The 20,845-nt window shown below is 44.5% G+C and carries 21 protein-coding genes and 1 pseudogene; 18 read left to right on the forward strand and 4 right to left on the reverse strand.

Annotated elements, in window-relative coordinates; translation table 11 throughout:
• The first annotated feature begins 77 nt into the window (after positions 1-77).
• The 9 genes from LRL21_RS37200 to LRL21_RS37240 all read left to right on the forward strand — a co-directional run bounded on the left by LRL21_RS37200 (position 78) and on the right by LRL21_RS37240 (position 9,244).
• Positions 78-1,130, forward strand: coding sequence for an ABC transporter ATP-binding protein (locus LRL21_RS37200; RefSeq protein WP_240420855.1), 1,053 nt, complete (start codon positions 78-80; stop codon positions 1,128-1,130).
• Positions 1,123-2,001: a carbohydrate ABC transporter permease gene (locus tag LRL21_RS37205; protein WP_240420856.1), complete on the forward strand. Its 879-nt coding sequence runs from the start codon at positions 1,123-1,125 to the stop codon at positions 1,999-2,001. The genes LRL21_RS37200 and LRL21_RS37205 overlap by 8 nt, the downstream gene beginning before the upstream one ends.
• Before the next feature lie 101 nt (positions 2,002-2,102).
• Positions 2,103-2,870, forward strand: coding sequence for a carbohydrate ABC transporter permease (locus tag LRL21_RS37210; protein ID WP_144026634.1), 768 nt, complete (start codon positions 2,103-2,105; stop codon positions 2,868-2,870).
• A 53-nt stretch (positions 2,871-2,923) separates the two neighbouring features.
• Positions 2,924-4,249: an ABC transporter substrate-binding protein gene (locus tag LRL21_RS37215; RefSeq protein WP_240420857.1), complete on the forward strand. Its 1,326-nt coding sequence runs from the start codon at positions 2,924-2,926 to the stop codon at positions 4,247-4,249.
• 22 nt (positions 4,250-4,271) lie between these two features.
• A complete protein-coding gene (locus tag LRL21_RS37220; protein ID WP_240420858.1) occupies positions 4,272-5,033 on the forward strand; it encodes a glycerophosphodiester phosphodiesterase family protein in 762 nt (253 codons plus the stop codon).
• Positions 5,034-5,107: 74 nt separating this feature from the next.
• The gene (locus tag LRL21_RS37225; RefSeq protein WP_240420859.1) at positions 5,108-6,139 is read left to right on the forward strand and encodes a phage baseplate protein; all 1,032 of its coding nucleotides are present in this window, start codon (positions 5,108-5,110) and stop codon (positions 6,137-6,139) included.
• Between the two features lie 3 nt (positions 6,140-6,142).
• Positions 6,143-6,676 carry an MgtC/SapB family protein gene (locus LRL21_RS37230; RefSeq protein WP_240420860.1) on the forward strand — a complete coding sequence of 178 codons (534 nt, stop codon included), beginning with the start codon at positions 6,143-6,145 and terminating at the stop codon, positions 6,674-6,676.
• A 574-nt stretch (positions 6,677-7,250) separates the two neighbouring features.
• Positions 7,251-8,255, forward strand: coding sequence for a zinc-dependent alcohol dehydrogenase (locus LRL21_RS37235; RefSeq protein ID WP_240420861.1), 1,005 nt, complete (start codon positions 7,251-7,253; stop codon positions 8,253-8,255).
• A complete protein-coding gene (locus LRL21_RS37240; protein WP_240420862.1) occupies positions 8,252-9,244 on the forward strand; it encodes a zinc-binding dehydrogenase in 993 nt (330 codons plus the stop codon). Before LRL21_RS37235 ends, LRL21_RS37240 begins: the two co-directional genes overlap by 4 nt.
• Positions 9,245-9,355: 111 nt before the next feature.
• Here LRL21_RS37240 and LRL21_RS37245 read toward each other — a convergent pair whose 3' ends face one another.
• Entirely contained in the window at positions 9,356-10,012 is a 657-nt protein-coding gene (locus LRL21_RS37245; protein WP_240420879.1) for a GntR family transcriptional regulator, read from the reverse strand.
• Positions 10,013-10,220: 208 nt separating this feature from the next.
• Between LRL21_RS37245 and LRL21_RS37250 the strand changes: the two genes are divergently transcribed.
• From LRL21_RS37250 to LRL21_RS37270, 5 genes are read left to right on the forward strand one after another with little or no spacing between them, the layout of a single operon-like run.
• Positions 10,221-11,246, forward strand: coding sequence for a tyrosine-protein phosphatase (locus LRL21_RS37250; RefSeq protein ID WP_240420863.1), 1,026 nt, complete (start codon positions 10,221-10,223; stop codon positions 11,244-11,246).
• Positions 11,247-11,288: 42 nt separating this feature from the next.
• Positions 11,289-12,167, forward strand: a complete 879-nt coding sequence (locus tag LRL21_RS37255; RefSeq protein WP_240420864.1) for a carbohydrate ABC transporter permease — start codon at positions 11,289-11,291, stop codon at positions 12,165-12,167.
• A gap of 19 nt (positions 12,168-12,186) precedes the next feature.
• Positions 12,187-13,020 carry a carbohydrate ABC transporter permease gene (locus LRL21_RS37260; RefSeq protein WP_240420865.1) on the forward strand — a complete coding sequence of 278 codons (834 nt, stop codon included), beginning with the start codon at positions 12,187-12,189 and terminating at the stop codon, positions 13,018-13,020.
• Positions 13,021-13,049: 29 nt separating this feature from the next.
• Positions 13,050-14,378 (forward strand): ABC transporter substrate-binding protein, encoded by a 1,329-nt coding sequence (locus tag LRL21_RS37265; protein WP_240420866.1) that lies wholly within the window; start codon positions 13,050-13,052, stop codon positions 14,376-14,378.
• A 21-nt stretch (positions 14,379-14,399) separates the two neighbouring features.
• Positions 14,400-15,326, forward strand: coding sequence for a metallophosphoesterase family protein (locus LRL21_RS37270; RefSeq protein WP_240420867.1), 927 nt, complete (start codon positions 14,400-14,402; stop codon positions 15,324-15,326).
• Between the two features lie 74 nt (positions 15,327-15,400).
• On the opposite strand, the gene LRL21_RS37275 is transcribed toward LRL21_RS37270, so the two are convergent.
• Positions 15,401-16,756, reverse strand: a complete 1,356-nt coding sequence (locus LRL21_RS37275) for a dicarboxylate/amino acid:cation symporter (protein WP_240420868.1) — start codon at positions 16,754-16,756, stop codon at positions 15,401-15,403.
• 136 nt (positions 16,757-16,892) lie between these two features.
• Here LRL21_RS37275 and LRL21_RS37280 point away from each other — a divergent pair.
• A pseudogene (locus tag LRL21_RS37280) lies at positions 16,893-16,994 on the forward strand (tautomerase family protein); the annotation flags it as partial.
• Here the strand turns inward: LRL21_RS37280 and LRL21_RS37285 are convergent.
• Together LRL21_RS37285 and LRL21_RS37290 are read right to left on the reverse strand one after the other, a co-directional pair.
• The gene (locus tag LRL21_RS37285) at positions 16,991-17,239 is read right to left on the reverse strand and encodes a protein kinase family protein (protein ID WP_240420869.1); all 249 of its coding nucleotides are present in this window, start codon (positions 17,237-17,239) and stop codon (positions 16,991-16,993) included. The pseudogene LRL21_RS37280 and the gene LRL21_RS37285 overlap by 4 nt on opposite strands.
• Positions 17,236-17,652, reverse strand: a complete 417-nt coding sequence (locus tag LRL21_RS37290; protein WP_240420870.1) for a MarR family winged helix-turn-helix transcriptional regulator — start codon at positions 17,650-17,652, stop codon at positions 17,236-17,238. Before LRL21_RS37290 ends, LRL21_RS37285 begins: the two co-directional genes overlap by 4 nt.
• Positions 17,653-17,838: 186 nt before the next feature.
• Here LRL21_RS37290 and LRL21_RS37295 point away from each other — a divergent pair, with 186 nt between their 5' ends.
• The 3 genes from LRL21_RS37295 to LRL21_RS37305 all read left to right on the forward strand — a co-directional run bounded on the left by LRL21_RS37295 (position 17,839) and on the right by LRL21_RS37305 (position 20,555).
• A complete protein-coding gene (locus LRL21_RS37295) occupies positions 17,839-19,284 on the forward strand; it encodes an MDR family MFS transporter (protein WP_240420871.1) in 1,446 nt (481 codons plus the stop codon).
• 91 nt (positions 19,285-19,375) lie between these two features.
• The gene (locus LRL21_RS37300) at positions 19,376-19,492 is read left to right on the forward strand and encodes a sporulation protein YjcZ (protein WP_240420872.1); all 117 of its coding nucleotides are present in this window, start codon (positions 19,376-19,378) and stop codon (positions 19,490-19,492) included.
• 313 nt (positions 19,493-19,805) lie between these two features.
• Entirely contained in the window at positions 19,806-20,555 is a 750-nt protein-coding gene (locus tag LRL21_RS37305; RefSeq protein WP_240420880.1) for a class I SAM-dependent methyltransferase, read from the forward strand.
• Positions 20,556-20,845 lie beyond the last annotated feature (290 nt).

A 20,845-nucleotide genomic window follows, 5' to 3' on the forward strand; every position in this document is an offset into this window, starting at 1 on the left:
ACGGTAATTGAAATCCTTTTTCATATTGTAAACGCAATCATTTAACGTCATGGAATAATTGGTGAGGAGGATTGCACTTGGCATCTATTGAATTCGTACAAGTAACGCAGTCATTTGACAAAAATATTATTATTGAAGGTCTCGATTTAAAAATTGAAGACGGCAAGTTCACGGTGTTGGTAGGTCCGTCAGGCTGCGGGAAGACAACGCTCCTCAGAATGATTGCCGGACTTGATCCCCATACTTCCGGATCAGTGCTTATCAACGGCAAGGACGTGACACGAATAGCTCCGGGTCAAAGAGGAGTAGCCATGGTATTTCAGAACTATGCCATTTACCCGACTATGTCCGTAAGGGAAAACATTGAATTTGGTCTGAAGAACAATAAGGTAGCCAAGGAGGAAAGAACCCGATTAGTAGAGAGCATCAGCTCAACGGTAGGGTTGTCTGACTACCTGGATCGTAAACCGTCCACCTTATCGGGCGGACAGCGTCAACGTGTAGCCTTGGCCCGCGCAATGGTCAAAAAACCATCCGTATTTCTTATGGATGAGCCGCTGTCCAATCTCGATGCCAAATTGAGGGTGCAGATGCGTATTGAACTCATTGAAATGCATAAAAAGCTCGGTACGACTTTTGTGTATGTCACTCATGATCAAGTAGAGGCGATGTCGATGGCGGACACCATTGTATTAATGAATCGCGGACGAATCCAGCAGGAGGCACCTCCTGAGGTTATCTACCGTCGGCCGAGTAACCTTTTTGCAGCACAATTTATCGGAGTTCCACCCATGAATGTAGGTGACTTGGGTGTAGACGGGGTGAAGTTTGGCTTTCGTCCGGAGAGCGCAGTGCTGACCACCGAACCCGGAGACTCACATTTTTCCATGCGGGGCGTGGTAGCCACAAGAGAAATGCTGGGCTCTGAAACGATCTATCAGGTTAAAACCGGCGAGAATGCTTTTATGATCAAATGTGTGGAAGATTTGTTTTCTTTTGATCAAGAGGTTTATGTTGGCGTAGATGCGGCTAAGCTCTTTTTCTTTGGGGCAGATGAGAATCGTATTGATGAGGATGATGTTCGTTTTGGCAACTATATGAACATGCTGAGAGGGCAGCGCTATGGATAAAAAACGGATATGGGAAGCAACTCGACCTTACGTGATGGTTTTGCCCGCTATGGCAGGTATTATTTTGTTCGTCATATATCCGGTGTTCTATTTGATCAAACTCAGCTTTTATAAATACAACCTGATGAACAAGGATAAAAGCAAATTTATCGGATTTGACAATTACACGCAAATATTCACTCGCGAGGATTTCTACAGCGCTCTAACCAATACGGTTATCTACACCATAGGGGTCGTAGCGCTTACGATGATTTTATCGATGCTGATTGCTATTTGGCTGAACAAAAAGACCCGCTTCAATGCGGTTGTGCAAGCAGGTATCTTCACTCCCCATATCATTTCCATCGTGTCTGTCGCTCTGGTGTGGATGTGGCTTATGGAGCCTAGTCACGGCATATTGAACTTCCTGCTCAAGGCTATCGGCCTGCCGCCTTCTTCCTGGCTGCAGAGCTCAAGTACCGCTATGCTTTCTGTGATTATTGTGTCGGTCTGGCAAAATATCGGCTACTATACGTTAATCATCGTTGCTGCGCTTCAAAGCGTACCGCCCAGCATTTATGAGGCCGCTGCACTTGATAACGCAAGCAGGTTCAAAATTTTCTACAAGATCACATTACCGCTAATTTCTCCGCAGCTGTTTTTCATTTTAATCATTATGACGATCGGCTCCTTTAAGGTGTTTGATACCGTCAAAATTATGACCGCAGGCGGTCCTAATAATGCCACTACAACACTCGTTTACTATATTTACGAATTTAGAACGAACAGTATCGGTTACGCTTCGGCTACAGGCGTGGTATTGATGGCGATCATTGCCATATTGACGTTTATCTACTTCCGACTGCTGTCCAAAAAGGTGCATTATCAATAAGCTGCCGAGATGATCCAGACAAAGGAGGTGTGTAATCGGTGACATATGATATAAAATTCGTCAAGGGAACAATAGGATTTATATGTAAGGCTGCCATTTTGATGGTGTTTGTATTCCCGTTTCTATGGATGATTTCAACCTCTCTGCAAACCTTTCAGGAAACCTTGACGTTTCCGCCAACGTGGATTCCGGCATGGCCGCAATGGAATAATTTTGTGCAAGCGATGCAGTCAGGACCGTTTTTGACCTACGCCAGAAACTCTCTTGTTGTCACATTGTCCGTCATTATTCTGCAATTAGTTGTGATGATACCGGCCGCGTATGCCTTTGCCAAGTACAAGTTTGTGGGGAAGGAATTGTTATTTGCCCTGGTTCTGCTGGCATTTATGATTCCCGGGCAGGTCACGTTCATTCCTGTATACCTGATGCTGGCGGATTGGGGAGTGATTAACTCGCTTTTACCGCAAATTATTCCTTTCATGGCAAACGCATTTGGGATATTTCTGCTACGCCAATATTTTATGCAAATTCCGCAGGAAATCATAGAATCAGGACGATTGGATAACGCCAGCGAATTGAAAATTATATGGAAAATTATGATTCCCATGTCCATGCCAGCTTTAGCAACGATTGCTTTATTCAGCTTTGTCAGTCATTGGAATGATTATTTCTGGCCATTAGTCATGACAGATTCGGCGCAGGTTCGACCTTTGACCATGGGAATCGCCATGCTGAGGGAGACCGAAGGAATCAGCAACTGGCACATTATCATGGCAGGTAATGTCGTATTGGTTGTTCCTATTCTTATCGTATATCTGTTTACTTCCAGACAAATTGTCAAAGCTTTTGTTTATTCCGGGATCAAATGATGCCCGAATCACGTTTTATATGAAAACTATGAACCCTATGGAGGTTATCCACTATGAAGAAAACGCTTTCCACCGGATTATTGTCGATAATGATGCTGTCAACTCTGCTTGCAGCTTGCAGTGGTGGTCCACCGCAGCAAACCATGGAACCGAAAACCAATCCCCAGGCCTCAACGACTGCACCGGCGCCGACGGGTACGAGTGGTAAAACCACCGTGCACTTCTGGCATTCCTTAGGCGGCAAAAACGGTGAATACACCGATGCTATGATCAAACGGTTTAACGCGTCCCATGACAAAATCGAAGTGGTTGGAACCTTTCAGGGGTCCTATGATGAAACCGTTACCAAGCTTCAGCAGGCGGTTGCCGCCAAAAGCGGACCGGATGTAGCGATGCTGGAACGCGCTTATGTGCAGATGTTTGCTGATTCTGATGTGCTGGAAGACATGAATCCTTATCTTAAAAAGTCGGGATTAAGCAGTGATGACTTTACAGCCGGCCTTATGGGACATTCGACTTTTGACAAGAAACTAGTATCCTTGCCACTGAACCGTTCTACCCCGATTTTACATGTAAACAAGACGATGCTGGATGAAAAAGGGCTCGCTGTACCAAAAACGTGGGACGAATTGAATAAAGTCGCCAACGCTCTGGTCATCAAAGAAAATGGAGAATTCAAGCGCTATGGGTACAGCATGCCTTACGACACCTGGTATCCAATTGCCATGATCAGCCAAGCCAAGGGCAAGTTTTTTAATGATGCCAATACTTCAGTCGGATTTAATAATGGGGAAGGTGTAAAAACTTTTAAATTTTTGAAGGATATGCAAGGCACCGGCGCTCTGTATTATCCACCTGCACAGGATTCAGGCAACATTGTCAATCAGATGTTCACCAGCGGTAAGATCGGTATGATGTTCCAATCCACCGGTGTCATCGGCAGTTTAACCGATTCAGTGAAGTTTGATTATGTAACGGCATTCCTGCCGATGGATCAAGTGTATGCGAACCCTACTGGAGGAGCCAACGTAGCATTAATGTCGGATTCCAAAAATAAAGAGGCGGCATGGGAATTTATTCGTTGGACCATGACCGATCCTCAAGGCGGCTTACAATTCATTTTGGATTCAGGTTATCTGCCTTTCACTAAAAAAATGGTGGAATCCCAACAGATGAAGGATCTTTGGGCCAAACAACCGAATCGCAAAGTAGCCTATGATCAGCTTCAATATGCGATCGATACGAATAAGAATGTAGCTTGGACGCAGGTTAATCAAGAATTCAACAAAGCCATTCAGGCCATTATGTATGACAACAAGAATATAGAAGCGACTCTGGATACCTTTAAGAAAGAAACAGAACGGATTATTAAAAAGTAGGTGGAAGGATGGGAAATTGCTCATGATTGAACGTCTTGAAAACAATACTGACATCATTGTAGCGGCACATAGAGGATTAAAATCCGATTATCCTGAAAATACACTGCTTGCCTTTCAAAAAGCACTTGAGTCTGAAGTGGATATGCTGGAGTTTGACCTCCGGCTATCCAAGGACGGTGTTGTTATGGTCATACACGATGAAACCTTGGAACGCACCACGAATGGTTTCGGTCAAGTAAGCGACTACACATATGCTGAGCTTAAGCAGTTGGATGCGGGAGCCTGGTTTGGACCTGTATTCGAGGGACTGAAGATTCCGACCTTTGAAGAGCTATGCAGGCTGCTTGCTGCGTATCCGGATGTGCTCTTAAATGTAGAGATTAAGCCGAGCCCACATGCAATAGAGGTTGCGGATAAAGCGGTAGCGATGCTGGAGGTGTATGACTACCTTCCACGCTGCGTCTTCACGAGCTTCGATGCGGAGATTATTGCTTATATCCACGATACGTACCAATTAAAAACCCAGGGATTTCCTGCAGAGTTGATGTCTAATTTTGTTAATGGACCGGACGGCACCTACTCCAAGATGTGGGCGGCAGGTATCAGTATGAAGCTACTGACACCAATGATCGTCAAGGACTTTTTAAATATGGGTATTAAACCGTGGTGCTACTGCCCTGATATTGATCAACAGGTTTATTATGCATTAGGTTGCGGTGCATTTTTGATGACCTGCAACAACCCGCGGCCTGCAATGCGGATTCGGGGCCTGATAAGAGAATAGAGAGGTGACCTATGAAATCTTTTACTGGAACCATGAAACAGGTAATTCGTCGGGCATTTAACAGAAAATATCTTTTGAAAATTATCATTGGAGCGGCAGTATTAAGCCTGCTTCCATTGTTTTCTGCGACTACCCGAGCAGAGCACGACGTTGTAAATTCAAAGATGTTTGTGCTTTCGGACCCGGCTTCTGAATGGATTCATGAAAAAGCGCTGCAGGATGGCACGGTCATGCAATCGTTCGCCTTCGATAATGTAAATCAGCATATTTATGTGGTTCAATTAATGGCAGGCGGTCAGCAGCTGCCGGGAGAGAACGCTGTGGTTAACGGAGCAAACAGAGATGCAAACGGGGATTTGGCATTAACGCAGCTAGACATGCAGGGTAATAAGCTTGGCTATATGTACCTGAAAGGGTTCGGTCATGGAGTTCAGATCGGTGTGGAAACAGTGGGCGAAGCAGTCTATTTATGGACAGAAACGGATTCTGTAAAAGAGGGCAGCAGCGGCTGGGGAACGCAAATTGGCAGATTCGCATTCGAGAACGGTAAGATTCTAAGCACAGAATCGCCGGATATTGAAAAATATCGCCCTGTGGATGGCGCAGATCGGACGACGGTCAATATTGATCCGGCTAATAGTTTGTTGACCCTGCGTTATCGTCTTAATGGTGTATTCCATTTTGGCGTGTATGAGCTGGAAGAAATTAAAAAGAACCACTACACTCCCTTGGCTGACGTTCTTCAACCGCCGGTTGGCACCTTCCAAGGATTTGCTTCCTACGGCGGGTATTTGTACCTTCTTGAAGGCAGCTCTTACGGTTCAGCCGGTTCGGTTGCGCCTATCGGGAATACGTACATCACAGCTGTAGATTTAAACACGGGAGATGTGATTGACAAGCAGCTCATAACAGCAGGAGATACGCTCTCATTCAGAGAACCGGAAGGACTCGGCATTCATCTTACAAATTCCACACAACCGGAGAACGCTCAATTAAGTTTTGGTTTCGCCTCCAATTTTACGCCTAACCGATTGGCAAGTATTTATTATGTAGACCGGCTGCTTCCTCCTGAAGACGCTATTCATAGGGATGCGGTTACGGATTGAAGGATGGGACTGGAATTGATCGAAATGTGGCATAACGTATTTTCGGTAACTCATTTTGAAATGTATGTACGCATCTTGATGAGTGCTTTTGTAGGCTTTATTATTGGATTGGATCGTGAAACCAAAAATAAACCGGCTGGTATTAAAACATTCATGTATGTTTGTGTATCCAGCGCATTATTAACGATTATTTCGATATACAGTGTGGAGCAGTATAGCTCGGAAACGAACCGGACCATGATGGATCCCATGCGTTTGGCGGCTCAAATTGTAGCTGGCCTTGGATTTCTGGGGGCTGGTGTTATTCTAAAGGACGGCTTTCAAGTGAAGGGATTAACTTCAGCAGCTATGATCTTATTTGTAGGCGGTGTTGGTATTGGAATCGGCGCCGGGTTCTATGGACTCATTGTTTTTACCGTATTCATCTCCATGGTTGTGGCCCGAATGGGCAATTATATCGAATCCAACCGACTTGCGAGGTCGAAGTTGGTTCAGGTGGAGAATAGCGTCACACGTTCGGATGCATCCGATTGCTGATTGAGAGAGATTAATCCACTTCTCGGTTAGAGATTAAGCAGCTTGCTCGCTCAGTACACAAATTCAAATAATAGCAACAACATCCCTGACCAACGGCTGGCGCCAAAGCGCTGCAGTCGGTTCGGGATGTTTTTGGCTTTCTAAATTCGGTTAAACAACTAAGTCTTTGACAACATCTTGAGGAAAGGGCCGACAGAATCTGTTCCATTGTTAACAGGCAAACCGTCCATATATATTGAAACTTTAGTTCATCCTTTTTAATAAAAAATCTGATTTCCCCTCAGAGCTATCAATGAGCAGTCGCAGGATTAGCTGGGGATTTAATGAATTCAAGTTTCTGTGGCACTCGAAGATGCGGAGAAGCTGTTTAGCTGAAAGGCAGGTACCTTAATCATTGCTCTGAGTTTTAGCAAAAAAGTCGATTTTGTGCAAATACTCGCAGGGAAGACCTATCGCATAACGGAAATAATTTATGACAATAGACAGGTAGTCAAATACATTATGCAAAGACAATGCCAGTATTTCCCTATAAACTAAACTCATATCCAAGCGATGAGAGAGGGAGATTGTACCAATGAGTACGAAAATGAAAATGCTGCAAATTATTGGCCCCGGTCAGTATACAATCATTAATGTGGATGTGCCTCAAGTCAAGGATCATGAAATACTGGTGCAAATTAAAATCGTAGCTACGTGTCCACGTTGGGATTTAAACATGATGGGAGGAACGGATATGTTCGATGCTTCCAAAGCTCTCGAATATCCTCTTCTTCCGGGATGGCCAGGGCATGAGGCGGCAGGCATTGTAAAAGCGGTAGGCAGCGGTGTGATTGGCTATCAAGTGGGTGATCGCGTCGCGTCGCTTGAGCATATAGCAGGAAATGGTGCTTATGCCGAATATTTATGTTACCGTGAGCATGAGCTGATCAAGCTGCCGGATTCGATCTCGTTCAAGCAGGCGGTATCGTTCGAACTGCTGAAATGTGTGATGATCGGACTCTTGCAACTCGGTGATTTACGCGGCAAATCGATTGTTGTCTCCGGACTCGGGCCAGCAGGTATTCTTGCTCTGCAAATGGCGCGAATCTGGGGCGCATCTGAAGTCATTGGAGTTGATCTAAGCATAGAACGCATTCGTTATGTGAACGAGCTTGGAATCGGAGAAGCTATGCACCCAGACGAGATTGGCAGCCGACGCTTTGATCTTGGATACGACTGTGTGGGCGCGGCTCCGTCTGTGCAAAATCTGCTTCGTATCGTCGATCGCCATGTCGTTGTTTTCGGCGTTTTGAAAGGTACGGTGCAGTACGAGGATCATTTGTGGTTCAAAGGCATGAAGCTTGAATCCTATCAATACCGTCGCTTCAATGAACGTGATCGGGAATTGTTGATCGATGCTGTGTCCAGTAAAGGCCTGAACATGGAATGCATTCAAACGCATCATGTTCCATTTACACAGTATCAGGAAGCGGTTGAATTGTTGAAATCGCAAACCGCGATTAAAGTGCATTTTTATCCGGGTACTGACTTTATCTCCGATGGACTAGGGGATGACAGCCAGAAAGGAGCAGTCGAATGATAGGAAAAGCAGTCGTTTTTACGGATCGATTGAAGGTGTCTGTTCAGGAGGTGGAAATTCCGGAACCGCATCATAATGAGGTTGTTATTGATGTGGAGGTTTCCTGGATCAGTAATGGGACCGAATCGTCCTTTCTGCGCGGAGAGCGCATTGCCGGGGATACGCCATACCATTCCAATGCAGCCTGGCCATTTCCGATTGTTGCTGGTTATCAGAAGGTAGGTGTAATCCGGCAGATCGGTTCCGAGGTGTCGGGGTTGCAGGTTGGTGACCGTGTATTTGCTACCATCAGCAGAGTGACGGGCATGTTTAACCCTTACGGTGGCCATATCAACCCTGCTGTAACTGCTGCAGATCAGGTGTGGAAGCTTCCTGAAGGGGCGAACTCCATCGATTATTGCGGTCTTGTTCTGACCCAGGTCGGGTATAACTGTGGAATGCGAGCATCTGTGAGGAATGGCGACTGTGTCGTTGTTATCGGGGATGGCCTGGTAGGCCAATGGACAGTGCAAACATTGCTGAATCGCGGGGCGCGGGTAATGGTACTGGGACGTCATGATGAGCGTTTGCGGTATTTGCCGGACAAGGCTGTCGGTATTAATACGAGATTATGTTCTTTCACGGAAGCTGTAAGTGATTTTGCTGGTTCTGACGGAATCTCTGTCCTCGTGGATACCGTAGGTGATTTGACTACCGTCGAGCAATGCTTTCAACCATTTAGACGAAACGCTCATTTCGTGTCCGCAGGCTTTTATGGATTGTCAGGAAAGATTGATATCCAGAAGCTTCGTGACAAAGAGATTACATTGCATGCACCTGCTGGTTGGACCAAGGAGCGTATGGATGCAGCGCGCGACGGGATTCGTGACCAATGGCTGCAGACGGGTGCACTCGTGACGCATCGATTTCCCGTGAATCGTGCTGACGAGGCATGGCAGTTGATTGTTGGCAAGAGTGAGCCCAGTCTGGGAGTTATCCTCGAATGGTAGCTGCGTTATGACAGATAGGCTAATCTACCTCTAACAAAAAATGCACCCCTTAGCACGCATCGGATAAACTTTGAGTTTAATCCAATGTGTATGCTAAGGGGTGCACTTGCTTTAGCTATCAAACCCCGGAACATCCATCGCAGTCCGATATAGGATCTTTTCAAACGCTTCGATCAGCGATTGTTTGGCTTCTCCGAAATTCCCTTTAAGTATTGATTCGTATACCGATTGATTGATTCGATTTGCAGAGTAGTGCTGCAGATGGGGTGTTTGTTTCCAATGAAGCAATGATTTCATTATGACCTTGTCTTTGTAGGAATCGATCATATTCAGCATCGTATCGTTGTTTGCTGCAGAAATGACAGTTCGTCTGAACAAAACAGAATTTTCAATGTATACCTTATAATCATTATTTCGGCTGGCTTCTATTTGTATGTCTAGATATGATTTCAACTTCTTTTCATCGAACGTGTATTGACGCAATACAGCTTGATCCAGCACGTACAATTGCAGAGCCAAAATCGATTCATAGATGTGTACGAGTTCTTTATGAGAGATATCCTTCACCAGGATGCCCCGTTTGTTGAAGGATACGATAAATCCCTCTGATTCCAAGCGAGAGAGCGCGGACCGTATTGGAGTGCGACTCATATTAAATTCAATGGCAAGCTCGTTTTCGGATAATACTGTTCCAGGCAAGTATTCGCAGGAGATAATCTTTTGGCGAATATTGGTATAGGCAATAGATTCTAAGGATAATTTGGGCATTGTCAAAATGTTCCCTTCAGCTTTATCTCACTAGAATTCTACACGGTTTGACTCGATGTTGCAATAAAAAACGAATCTGAGCCGATTGCTCGGAGCGGCAATTTCATTAATAAATTCTTCATTAAACGATGATATTCATTTAACAAATGAATTGTACACTTATATGTATACATTAATGGATACATAAGAGAGGGGTTCAACAAAAGTAATGGAGATTCAAATATCAAACGTAGAAGTAAATCGTATTGGAAACCGAATGCACATTCAATGGGACAAGGAAATGGCATTGGGAAAAGTGAAGGTTTTTACAGGGGTGTCGCCAATTGATGTGAATGAAGAATTGGATGAAACAGCTATAGGTGTCTCATCATTATCATTCGACGACCCGAATCCGGGACGACGATCTTATTTTAAACTGAAGTCTGAACACGGTGGAGCACGAATTACAGCTGAAAGGAGACTACCGCTTCAAGGCTCCATAAACTTTCGGGATATGGGCGGATATGAAACAGTTGATGGGCGTTATATTAAATGGGGAATGCTCTATCGATCAGAAGAACTGATTGGTTTGACCGAGGCCGACCGACTATACCTGCAGTATTGCGGATTGAAGATGATTTGCGATTACCGAGCTGAATACGAGGCGGAATTGAAACCCAATCCATCAATCGGGGATGCTCAGCAAATTGGAATTCCTATTGAAGTGAAATCTCCAAGGCATCGTTCACGAATGAACTATATGGACATGATCGCCATGGACAAGCTTCATTTGCTGGGCCCAACGGGCGAAATGCTGACTTTAGCCAATCAGCGGTATGTTTCCGATTTTACGAAGTCATTTGCCATTTTGTTCGAACTTCTATTAACACCCGGCAACCTGCCAATGGTACAGCATTGCGCCGCCGGAAAGGATCGCACAGGCTTCGGGTCGGCGATAGTTCTATTGGCTTTAGGTGTCCCGGAGCAAACCATTATGGAGGACTATCTACTCACCAATACGTTCAGAGAAGAAGTCGATCTACAAACTCTTGCATTCATTAAACCGAAGCTTGCGCAAGAAGCGGATTGGGATGTTCTGTGGGCTGTGATGCAAGCAAGACAAGAGTACCTTCAGGCTGCGTTCGATGAAATCCATAAGCGTTACGGGGACTTTGACCGTTATTTGGAAGAAGCGGTCGGTTTAACAGGTTCGAATAGGGTACAGCTTCAAGATATGCTCCTCACCGACATTTAATCGACTTGACTTATAACCCTTACAGCAAAGGAGAGAATACATTTGACTCGGAGCCATCGTATCGATTACAGACCCTTTCTTTACATCTTGCCTGCATTGATCGGGTGTCTCGTGTTTACGGTTTATCCTGTTATTTACTTATTTTATCTAAGTCTTTACAAAGTTGATCTGCTAAGCAATACGTGGAAGTTTGTTGACGTACAGAACTATTTGAGTTTGGCACAATCACAAGATTTTTTGCAGGTTTTACGAAATTCGTTCTTTTATTCTTTTTTTACGGTTTCTATTTCCTGTACTTTATCGCTTGTACTGGCTGTTCTGTTGAATCGTCCGGGAAAGCTGCATCAATTTGTTCAGACTGCGGTGTTCACGCCCCATATCATCCCATTAGTTTCTATATCTTTATTATGGATGTGGATGATGGATAAGGATTATGGGTTACTAAACATGATACTCCAATCGCTTCACTTGCCCACGTTACTATGGATCGATAGTCCGGCCACTTCGTTGATGTCATTGATTTTGGTGGCCATATGGAAAAGTCTCGGATTTAATATTTTGCTCATTATTGCGGGCATGCACGCTATTCCGATACCTGTGCTAGAAGCCGCACGTTTGGATAATGCAAATCCAGTCCGAATAGTTACCCGAATTATTATTCCGCTGTTATCGCCAACGCTCTTTTTTATGCTGACTGTGAATATCATCAGTTCTCTACAAGTATTCGATTCCGTCAAAGTTTTGACAAGCGGAGGACCTGCCAACTCCTCGAATGTGCTTGTTTATTGGATTTATCAAACGGGATTCGAATTTTATAAATTTGGTGAGGCTTCGACTGGAGCTGTGATCCTGTTTGTGATTGTGTCCATTGTGACGATTGTGAACTTCCTGATACTACGCTCCCGTGTTCATTATCATTAAACTAAAGGCGGTTCAAAAAATGAGCAAACGCGTATTTGGTGTAAACCTCCCAGAAGCGGCAGGGTTACTCTTGTTGCTGGCGGTCGGACTGATCTATTTGTTCCCGTTTTATTGGATGATTGTTACCTCTTTTAAGACGCTGCCGGAGACGCTGGTTTTTCCACCATCGTTTTTCCCGAAGCAATTGAAGTTTGAGAACTATTTGGACGTATGGAAAACGGGACCTTTTCCCCGTTATGTGTTTAACAGCTTTCTCGTTGCCATACTAACCACCGCTCTCCAATTGATTGTCGCAATACCAGCTGCTTATGCGTTCGCACGAAGACGGTTTAAGGGATCTAAAATCGTGTACGCCATGATACTTGCGGGTATGATGCTTCCGATGCAGGTTGTGATCATTCCGATCTACCTGCTGCTCAGTGAGTTAGGCTGGATTAACACATATGCAGCATTGACGATCCCCTATATGGTTTCGCCATTTGCCATTTTTCTGTTGACCGAATCCTTTAAGCAATTACCGGATGACATTATCGATGCGGCAAAGTTGGAGCAGCTGTCAGAAGGAAGGCTTGTGTTGAGTATGCTGCTTCCCATGATCAAGCAAATCATAGTTACCGTCACTTTGCTGCTATTTATCACACACTGGAACGATTTATTTTGGGTGCTAATCATGACGAGCAGCGAGCAGCTTCATACCTTGACGGTTGGAATGATCAAATTGACCAATACCGAGGGTACGCATTGGCAATTACTGATGGCTGGTAACGTTATTCTTGTGGCGCCGATATTTATGATTTATTTGTTTGCGAGCAAACACATCAAGTCCGCTTTTACCTACAGCGGCATCAAATAGATAACTGAACTATACGAGGAGAGAACTTTATGAAGAAGCTTTTATTAAATTTAACTATCTTAGTGACAGTACTATCGATTGCCGGGTGTGCAGGAAACAACAAGACAGATAACACAGCAGGGGATAAAGCAGGCTCGGGAGGTACCAAATCCGAAAATACAGCTGCTTCCGTGACCAAAATTGAATATTGGTATGCACAAGCCGCTCAGCTAAGCAAAGCAACAGAGGATATGATCAGCAAATATAATTCCGAACAATCCGACGTCAAAGTAACTGGAGTGAACTTAGGCGATGGCAGTGCACTTGCCACCAAGCTGCAAGCCGCCATTCTTGCGGGTAATCAGCCAGCCATAGCGATGCTTGCTACGACGCAAACGTCGGAATTCGGTTTATCCCGTGCATTGGACGATTTAAAAACGTATTTTTCAAAAGAAGAGATTGCTGCTTTTCATCCAGGTATGTTGAATAATGCCTTAATCAAGGATCAATTGCTCGGAATACCTTTTTATCGAAGTACTTTTGTCATGTACTACAACAAGAATATGCTGCGTGACGCAGGGCTTCCAGATGCAGGCCCGAAAAATTGGGAGGAGCTGAAATCATTTGCTTTAAAAACGACTGATAAAAACAAATCGGTTGTCGGTTTTGAGATGCCAATTGACGTGATCTTTTTCGAGGATGGTGTATTTCAGCAAAAAGGTGAAATGTTCTCGCCAGATGAAAAGCAAGTCGCTTTCGACAACGAAGCGGGCTACGCTACAGTCAGATTATATCAAGACATGATCAAGAACGGCTCCATGAAAATACCGTCCGGTCAGGAATCAAATGCGCATTTATCCGCGATTAACGACTTCATCTCACAGAAAGCCGCAATCATTTTTACAACATCGGCTACATTGCCTACTATGCTTGAGGGTGCAAAGGATAAATTCGAGCTTGGTGTAGGTTTTCTACCGGCAGGTCAGCAGTATGCAGCGAGCACAACTGGCTCCAATCTGACGGTTCTAGCAAAGTCATCAACACAGGAAAAGAAAGCAGCCGTGGATTTTATTAAGTGGCTTGCGCAAAAAGAAAATGTGGCTCAATTGAGCGAAGTTACTGGGTATATCCCCGTGACAAAGGAAGCAAAGGAAAGTGAGCGAATTAAGCAGTTATGGACTAAAACACCACAATATCGCGTTGCATATGATCAGCTTGATTTTGCACGTTCAAGGCCAACAATGAAAGGATACAAGGAAATATCGATAAAAATTCAGGATGAAATCAAAAAGGCTCTGATGGATGTTTCTATCACACCAGAGGATGCAGTGAAGTCGGCAGCGAAACAGGTACAGCAATTACTAGACGCCCAAAAATAACCTAAAGAGGAGATTTTATAAATGAAAATGTTTTATGATGATCAGCTTTTTCAAACAGACAAGCGACCGTGGGTAGGAGAATTACCACAGACTTCATCCAATGATTTCCAGTTTGTTATTATGGGGGATCGTACCGGTTTTGCAATTGAAGGAGTGTTTGAAGAGGCATTAGGGTTGGTCAAAAATATGAACCCAGATTTTATCGTTGCAGTTGGCGATTTGATTGAAGGATACTGGCAGCACGCAGAGGGCGCTCATCGTGAATGGGACGAGCTTGAGACCCATATTAAAAGTACAGGATTGCCGTTCTTACCGATTGCTGGCAATCATGATTATAGTAGTGTGGTTATGAAGCAGGTTTGGCAGGAACGGAAGGGAATGGATTATTATGCCTTTCGTTATGGGAATGTTTTATTTTTGGCTTTAAATACGGAAGAACCGCAGCATTCACTTTCCCCTGAACTTGAGCTTGCATTTAGGGAGACAGAAATACTTAGCAAGCGTGAACCGGAAAAAGCTGAAGAGGTGATTCAGGCACTGCTGTCTAACATTTCCAAGCAGCAGGCACAAGAGCCAAGCGCACATCACCCAAAGCCGTGCATTGGGGAGGAACAGTTTGCATTTATCGAAAAAGTACTTAATGAGCATCAAGATGTAGATTGGACCTTTGTCATGACACATCGACCGATCTGGAAAACGGATGGTACCGTATTCGAGCGAACGGTCCAAGCCTTGAATTCAAGACCATATACAATGCTCGCCGGACATTTTCATAAGCTGGAGGTTGAGAAGATAGCTGGAAATCAACATATTCAAATGGGGAGAACTGGAGCCAACAAGCATAAACATGGGTTGGACGAATTTCATCATATCATATGGGTAGCTGTGAGGAATGGGGTTCCAAGCTTTACGGCCATTAAGCTGGACGGCACTAAAGAGTTAAGTTAGAAAGCTTGTTGTAGGGGGACACCCAAAAAAAGGAGGCGGCTTATTACAGCCCCTCCCTTCATGATATCATCCAATCAAGCATGATTAAGTTCCAATTGATCCTCTTCATCCCTATTGAATGACTCTCTGTCGAATTCGCCTTCAGAATCAGCCACTAACAGAGCGCTAACAGTCGTTCCTGTTGCATTCACCGCAGTCCGGCCCATATCGACCACAGCGTCTATGGCGAGCACAAGTCCTAAGCCTTCGATAGGCAGTCCTAACGCTGTTAACACTACTGTTGTCGAAATCGACGCTGGACCGGGTACTCCTGCTACCCCGATTGAGGAAATCATGCTGACTAACACCAACAGCACATATTCGGGAATACCCATTGGAATATCGTACACCCGTGCAACGAAGACTGCAACTACAGCTGGCCATACGCCGCCGCAGCCGTTCATATTCATCGTAGCCCCAAGCGGTGCCACGAAGCTTGCGATTCGAGGGGATACACGCAACCGTTTCGTAATGACCTCCAGATTGACCGGCAGCGTCACATAGCTGCTGCGTGTTGTGAATGCAATCGCAATCGTTGGATAAGCCTTGCGGAAAAATTTAATTGGATTCACCTTGGCGACAAAAGTAACCAAACCGCCGAACGTTAGAATAAAATGAATAATCAGCGCCACATAGGTTGCAGCAATCACTTTAGCTAATGGCGCTAACGTCTCCAGACCGTATTTGGCAGCCATAGTCGCTATAAGCGCATATACGCCATAGGGTGTCAGGCGAATGATGTACTTGGTTACCTGATGCATAACTTGAGCTAGCGATTCGATCACCTGCTTGACAGGCTTCACGACATCCGGCTTTTTTGTTCCAACTTGGACAATCGCTATGGCTACAAAAAAAGCAAACACGAGTACAGGTACAACTTTACCACCAGCCATATCACTGATCGGATTGGTTGGAATCAGGTCCAGAATAACCTGAGAAAATGTCGGAATATCCCGTGGCTTAAAGCTGGACGGTATGGATTGTGATATGCCTGCACCTGGATCGAGGGCCAGAGCAACCAGCAAACCGATCACCGCGGCAATACCGGTAGTAATTAAAAATAAGGAGATCGTTTTAATACCGATTTTGCGAAGCTGTCCAAGACTGGAAATCGACGTGATACTTGTAATAACTAGAACGAATACTAAGGGAATAACGAGCATTTTGACTAAATTGACATAGATCGTCCCGATGGTTCCCACACTTGTAGCATCGATTTTGAATGCATGAAAAAATATTCCAGCAATCAACCCAAGTCCAAGTGCTAACAGTACCCTGTATCCGAAATTAACCCGCTTTCTGGCTAGCAGGTAAAGCAGACCGATCAGTATGACAGAGACCAGCAGGCTGATCCAATTGGTTAGAATAGCATCAAGTAAATTGTTTTTCACATCGTTCACCCCTTTATAACCTACCTATTCGATAGGATTAGTAAACAATAATATACTGCCATAAAAAAGAACTGTCAACTATATTTATTCTACACCTTCCCCCTTTAAAATAAACGATGCTGAAAGTGTATATGCACAGGATTTAGAAATCACAATTTTTGAGACTCCTAAATTGAATTGGGGGATCAGAGGTTATCCGGGTGACGAGCTTCAATTAAATTATAATATGATTGTTTAATGCGATTTTCCAGAGGTGACTGATGATTGAAGAGGAGCTTGCCGCGAGGCAGGGCAAGGGCAGCCCTCGGCAGGAAGGGAAAGCAGCATTTTCAAAGTTTCACCTAAGACACAAGCCAATTTTCTTGGGTTTTCAAGGTATAGTTCTGCCGTCCCGTCTTCGCCGCTGACCGCTTCTGTAAGTAAATGATCATGTTCTAAATCTGATTCATAGGATATGGCGTTAGGTGCAACGTTATTACTCACTCAACAAACGTCCGATTTAATCTTGCCAGCAGCTCCCCGAACTTTTGGCGCTCCTCATCAGTCCAGTTTTTGAATAGTTGAGCATGCCGGGCTAGCCGGGCTTTTTTGGCCTCCATAACTTTCAGCATACCTGATTCCGTAACTTGAAAGTAACTGGATCTTCCGTCCGTTGGATCGGGCATCCGCTGCACATATCCTTTGGCTTCCAAAAGAGTCGTTTGTCTGCTTATCGTGGATATGTCCAAACGAAATTCGTCAGCTAACGCCTTAACACCTACGGGTCCATTCATGGACAACTGTGTAAGCAGCGTATAGGTCGATCGATCGAGCCCTCCTAGCTCCTTGTCCAGCGAGGTGCGGCGGATAAGCACAACCAATTCATAATCGATCAATTCGAGATCCTTTTCTAGCATCAATACATCATTCCTTTACATGGCATTGACATTTGGATATGTAGTTGTATAATACAAGTACATAAGATGATTGTATCATACAACTACTTACAAATAAAGCCGATTATATTAACACTATGTTGAAGAATACAGGGTTGTATCGATTCTGTATCATGTAAACATGGTGGTTAGAAGGTGGAGGATATTGTGGCCAACAAGACAGCTGGCAATGCATCGTTTTGGTTCATTATTTTAGCTATTTTTTTCGGAAATTTCATGTCCATGCTTAGCTCGACAACAATCAATGTTGCCTTTCCGATATTTATGAAAGATTTTCACGCTGAGCTCGGCATGGTTCAATGGATGATTACCGGATTTTTGCTGGCTACAGGGGTCGTCGCTCCAGTTGTCGGCTATTTTGGCGATCGGTGGAGCTATAAGCGTTTATATATATTTGCCTTAACCGGGTTCACATTATTCTCAGTTTTATGTACGATCGCTTGGAATATCGAATCGTTGGTGTTGTTTCGCATAGTGCAGGGGGTATTCAGCGGATTAATAATTCCCACAACTATGACGATGGTCTACCAATTTATTGCAAAAGACCGACAGGCATTTGCGATGAGCCTATGGAGCTTATCCTCCATGCTGGCACCGGCTTTCGGACCGACTCTGGGAGGCTGGTTAACTGAATACTTTGGCTGGAGATCTTTATTTCTACTGAATTTACCAATAGGACTTATCGCGATTACGGTTGCTTTCAAGTGCCTTCCTTTTCAACGAGCAAGCAAGTCAAATACATTCGATTTACCGGGTTTTATTACCGTCCTTGTTAGCAGCTCTTTCATTATTCTTGCTTTTAGCGAAGGGAATGGCTGGGGCTGGACCTCCTGGAAAACCTTATCGTTTCTGATCGTTGGTGCAGCGACTTTGGTATATTTCATTCGCCGCGAGCTTTCCTTGAAAGAACCGTTGCTCAACCTGCGCGTGTTCCATACCAACCGCTTTACGTACAGCTTAATTATTAATTGCATTATTACGGCTTCGTTATATTCAGGCACCTTTTTAATTCCAGTGTTTCTGCAGGATATTCAGCAATCGACAGCTTTGAACACGGCTTTGGTGCTGCTGCCTGGTTCCATGGTTATGGCTTTCTTTTCCCCTATTGTCGGAAAGCTGTATACTAAGATAGGTCCTTTCTGGCTGATTCTAAGTGGTATTGTATTGCTGATCGTATCGACCTGGGAGTTAAGTCATATCTCGCTCCAGGCTACTCATGTGTATGTGTCTGCCTGGATGACGCTTCGTTATGTGGGGATTGCGTTGGCATTTATGCCAGTTATGAATGCAGGGATGTCTGCTATTCGCAAGGAGAATTCAGGACACGCTTCGTCCGTGACGAACTGGGTGCGTCAAGCTACAGGGGCATTGTCCATTGGGGTTTTCAGTTCCTTGCTCGCGGCCAGATCGTTGACTCACCAGAAAGAGCTGAGTGAAGGAGCGTCTGCAGGTGCCCAGCTCGTGAGAGAGCAGGGGATGACCTTGGGGGTACAGGATGTTTTTATGACGGCTACTATCATTTGTGTAGTTGCTATTCCGTTAACCTTTTTATTAAAAGAAAAGCGTAAAAAATCACAAGCCTTGACTGAATAAGATGTGTTTTTCTGAACATTTTTAAAGCGTCCAGTCACATGACGTTTGCCTAGCATAACCTACAGTATGGAAGTCGGAAGGAGGGATAGAAATGGGTGCACTCGGAGTTGGTGGAAGTTGTGCCGGCTATGGCTTTGGCACTTCTACAGGTGCGATTCTTGTATTGTTTATTTTGTTGGTAATCATTACCGGCGCGTTCCTTTACTAAATTCTCGAACCACCCGCCTTCATGTTCATTGAAGGCGTTTTTTGCTGTTGGGATGGGACAACCCTGCTTAAGTTATTTGATTCCCTTGAATGTCGATAAGTTCATCGTTATAATTGGGATATCTTTCTATATGAGGTGAAATGGATGTCCTTCCGTATCGTTCGAAGTAATTAGTTTTCGGGCTGGAGTAAAACGCGTACCAGCTGCCAAGGGGATTGTTTGCCCTCTTGGTCTAATGAAAACGTCAACTTTGAATGGTGTCGGTCTTTGGCTTTTATTATCTCAATCTCATTTAAAAAGGTGGAAACAACGTATGAACCCTTTGGAATATAAGAACTTTTATGATAAGGTTGGAAAATTAAACGGTTGGGATTTTAGTCAGCTGAGGGTGGTATCCGAGGGAAAGCAGTGGGATTTTTACAGTGAAGTTGCCCGAAGATGTAAGAAGTCTGATTTACTGCTGGATATCGGGACTGGTGGAGGTGAAAGATTGTTATCCATCTCCGAATCTGCTCTGCTGCTAGTAGGCATCGACAATTCGAATGGTATGGTGCAAACGGCTGCTGCTAATTTGTACAAGTCCAGGAAATCCAATGTACGCTTCCTGCAGATGGATGCAGCAAATCTGGAGTTCCCTGCTAACTTTTTTAATATGGTAACTTGTCAGCATTCGCCTTTCTGTTCAGAGGAGGTAGCTAAAGTTTTAGTACAAGAGGGTTGGTTTCTCACCCAGCAAGTATGTAATAACGATAAATTTAACATAAAACAAGCGTTTGGCAGAGGACAGCAATTTGGAGCTGATGAAGGGATTTTAAAAGACAAATACCTTTCAGAGTTAGCAAGGGCTGGCTTTACGGAAATTCAGTTCTATGAATACGATGCAGCGGAATATTACGAATCGTATGAAGATTTGGTATTTCTTTTAAAATACACTCCGATTATTCCCGATTTTGGGGCAAGTGATGATGATTTCAACATCCTTCGGAAATTTATAGCTGACAATCAAACCGCGCAAGGAATAAGGACGAATTCGAATCGCTTCATGATAATTGCAAGGAAATAACGAACAGGATAATCCCAGTTAAGTACAAAGGCTGCTTATAATAGCAGTCTTTTTTGCGGTGCGCCTCACAGTCGCACAATCTAAGTGGTTCAAATCCACTCGGTAACTTTACCCTTTAAAGTGCCGTAGCCGAAGTAGAGGTCCGACTCCAGAGGGGTAGGAATGGCAGGGTGTCCCTTGCGAGAGGGAATTCGAAGGGCCTGCAGGCAAAGTCCAGCCCGGAATGCAGTGAACCAGAGGTGGCGGCGATGTTGGGTGACCCGCCCGCAAAACGGGGAAACCTATACGGT

Origin of the sequence: Paenibacillus periandrae (assembly GCF_022458865.1) — a bacterium.
Taxonomy (GTDB): domain Bacteria; phylum Bacillota; class Bacilli; order Paenibacillales; family NBRC-103111; genus Paenibacillus_S; species Paenibacillus_S periandrae.

Excerpts from the sequence above, each read along its gene's own strand:
- LRL21_RS37265 (WP_240420866.1), top strand. The coding sequence starts at position 13,050 with ATGAAGAAGCTTTTATTAAATTTAACTATCTTAGTGACAGTACTATCG.
- LRL21_RS37235 (WP_240420861.1), top strand. The coding sequence starts at position 7,251 with ATGAGTACGAAAATGAAAATGCTGCAAATTATTGGCCCCGGTCAGTAT.
- LRL21_RS37260 (WP_240420865.1), top strand. The coding sequence starts at position 12,187 with ATGAGCAAACGCGTATTTGGTGTAAACCTCCCAGAAGCGGCAGGGTTA.
- LRL21_RS37270 (WP_240420867.1), top strand. The coding sequence starts at position 14,400 with ATGAAAATGTTTTATGATGATCAGCTTTTTCAAACAGACAAGCGACCG.
- LRL21_RS37300 (WP_240420872.1), top strand. The coding sequence starts at position 19,376 with ATGGGTGCACTCGGAGTTGGTGGAAGTTGTGCCGGCTATGGCTTTGGC.
- LRL21_RS37205 (WP_240420856.1), top strand. The coding sequence starts at position 1,123 with ATGGATAAAAAACGGATATGGGAAGCAACTCGACCTTACGTGATGGTT.
- LRL21_RS37305 (WP_240420880.1), top strand. The coding sequence starts at position 19,806 with ATGAACCCTTTGGAATATAAGAACTTTTATGATAAGGTTGGAAAATTA.
- LRL21_RS37250 (WP_240420863.1), top strand. The coding sequence starts at position 10,221 with ATGGAGATTCAAATATCAAACGTAGAAGTAAATCGTATTGGAAACCGA.
- LRL21_RS37245 (WP_240420879.1), bottom strand. The coding sequence starts at position 10,012 with ATGCCCAAATTATCCTTAGAATCTATTGCCTATACCAATATTCGCCAA.
- LRL21_RS37215 (WP_240420857.1), top strand. The coding sequence starts at position 2,924 with ATGAAGAAAACGCTTTCCACCGGATTATTGTCGATAATGATGCTGTCA.
- LRL21_RS37210 (WP_144026634.1), top strand. The coding sequence starts at position 2,103 with ATGGTGTTTGTATTCCCGTTTCTATGGATGATTTCAACCTCTCTGCAA.
- LRL21_RS37290 (WP_240420870.1), bottom strand. The coding sequence starts at position 17,652 with ATGCTAGAAAAGGATCTCGAATTGATCGATTATGAATTGGTTGTGCTT.
- LRL21_RS37240 (WP_240420862.1), top strand. The coding sequence starts at position 8,252 with ATGATAGGAAAAGCAGTCGTTTTTACGGATCGATTGAAGGTGTCTGTT.
- LRL21_RS37220 (WP_240420858.1), top strand. The coding sequence starts at position 4,272 with ATGATTGAACGTCTTGAAAACAATACTGACATCATTGTAGCGGCACAT.
- LRL21_RS37230 (WP_240420860.1), top strand. The coding sequence starts at position 6,143 with ATGGGACTGGAATTGATCGAAATGTGGCATAACGTATTTTCGGTAACT.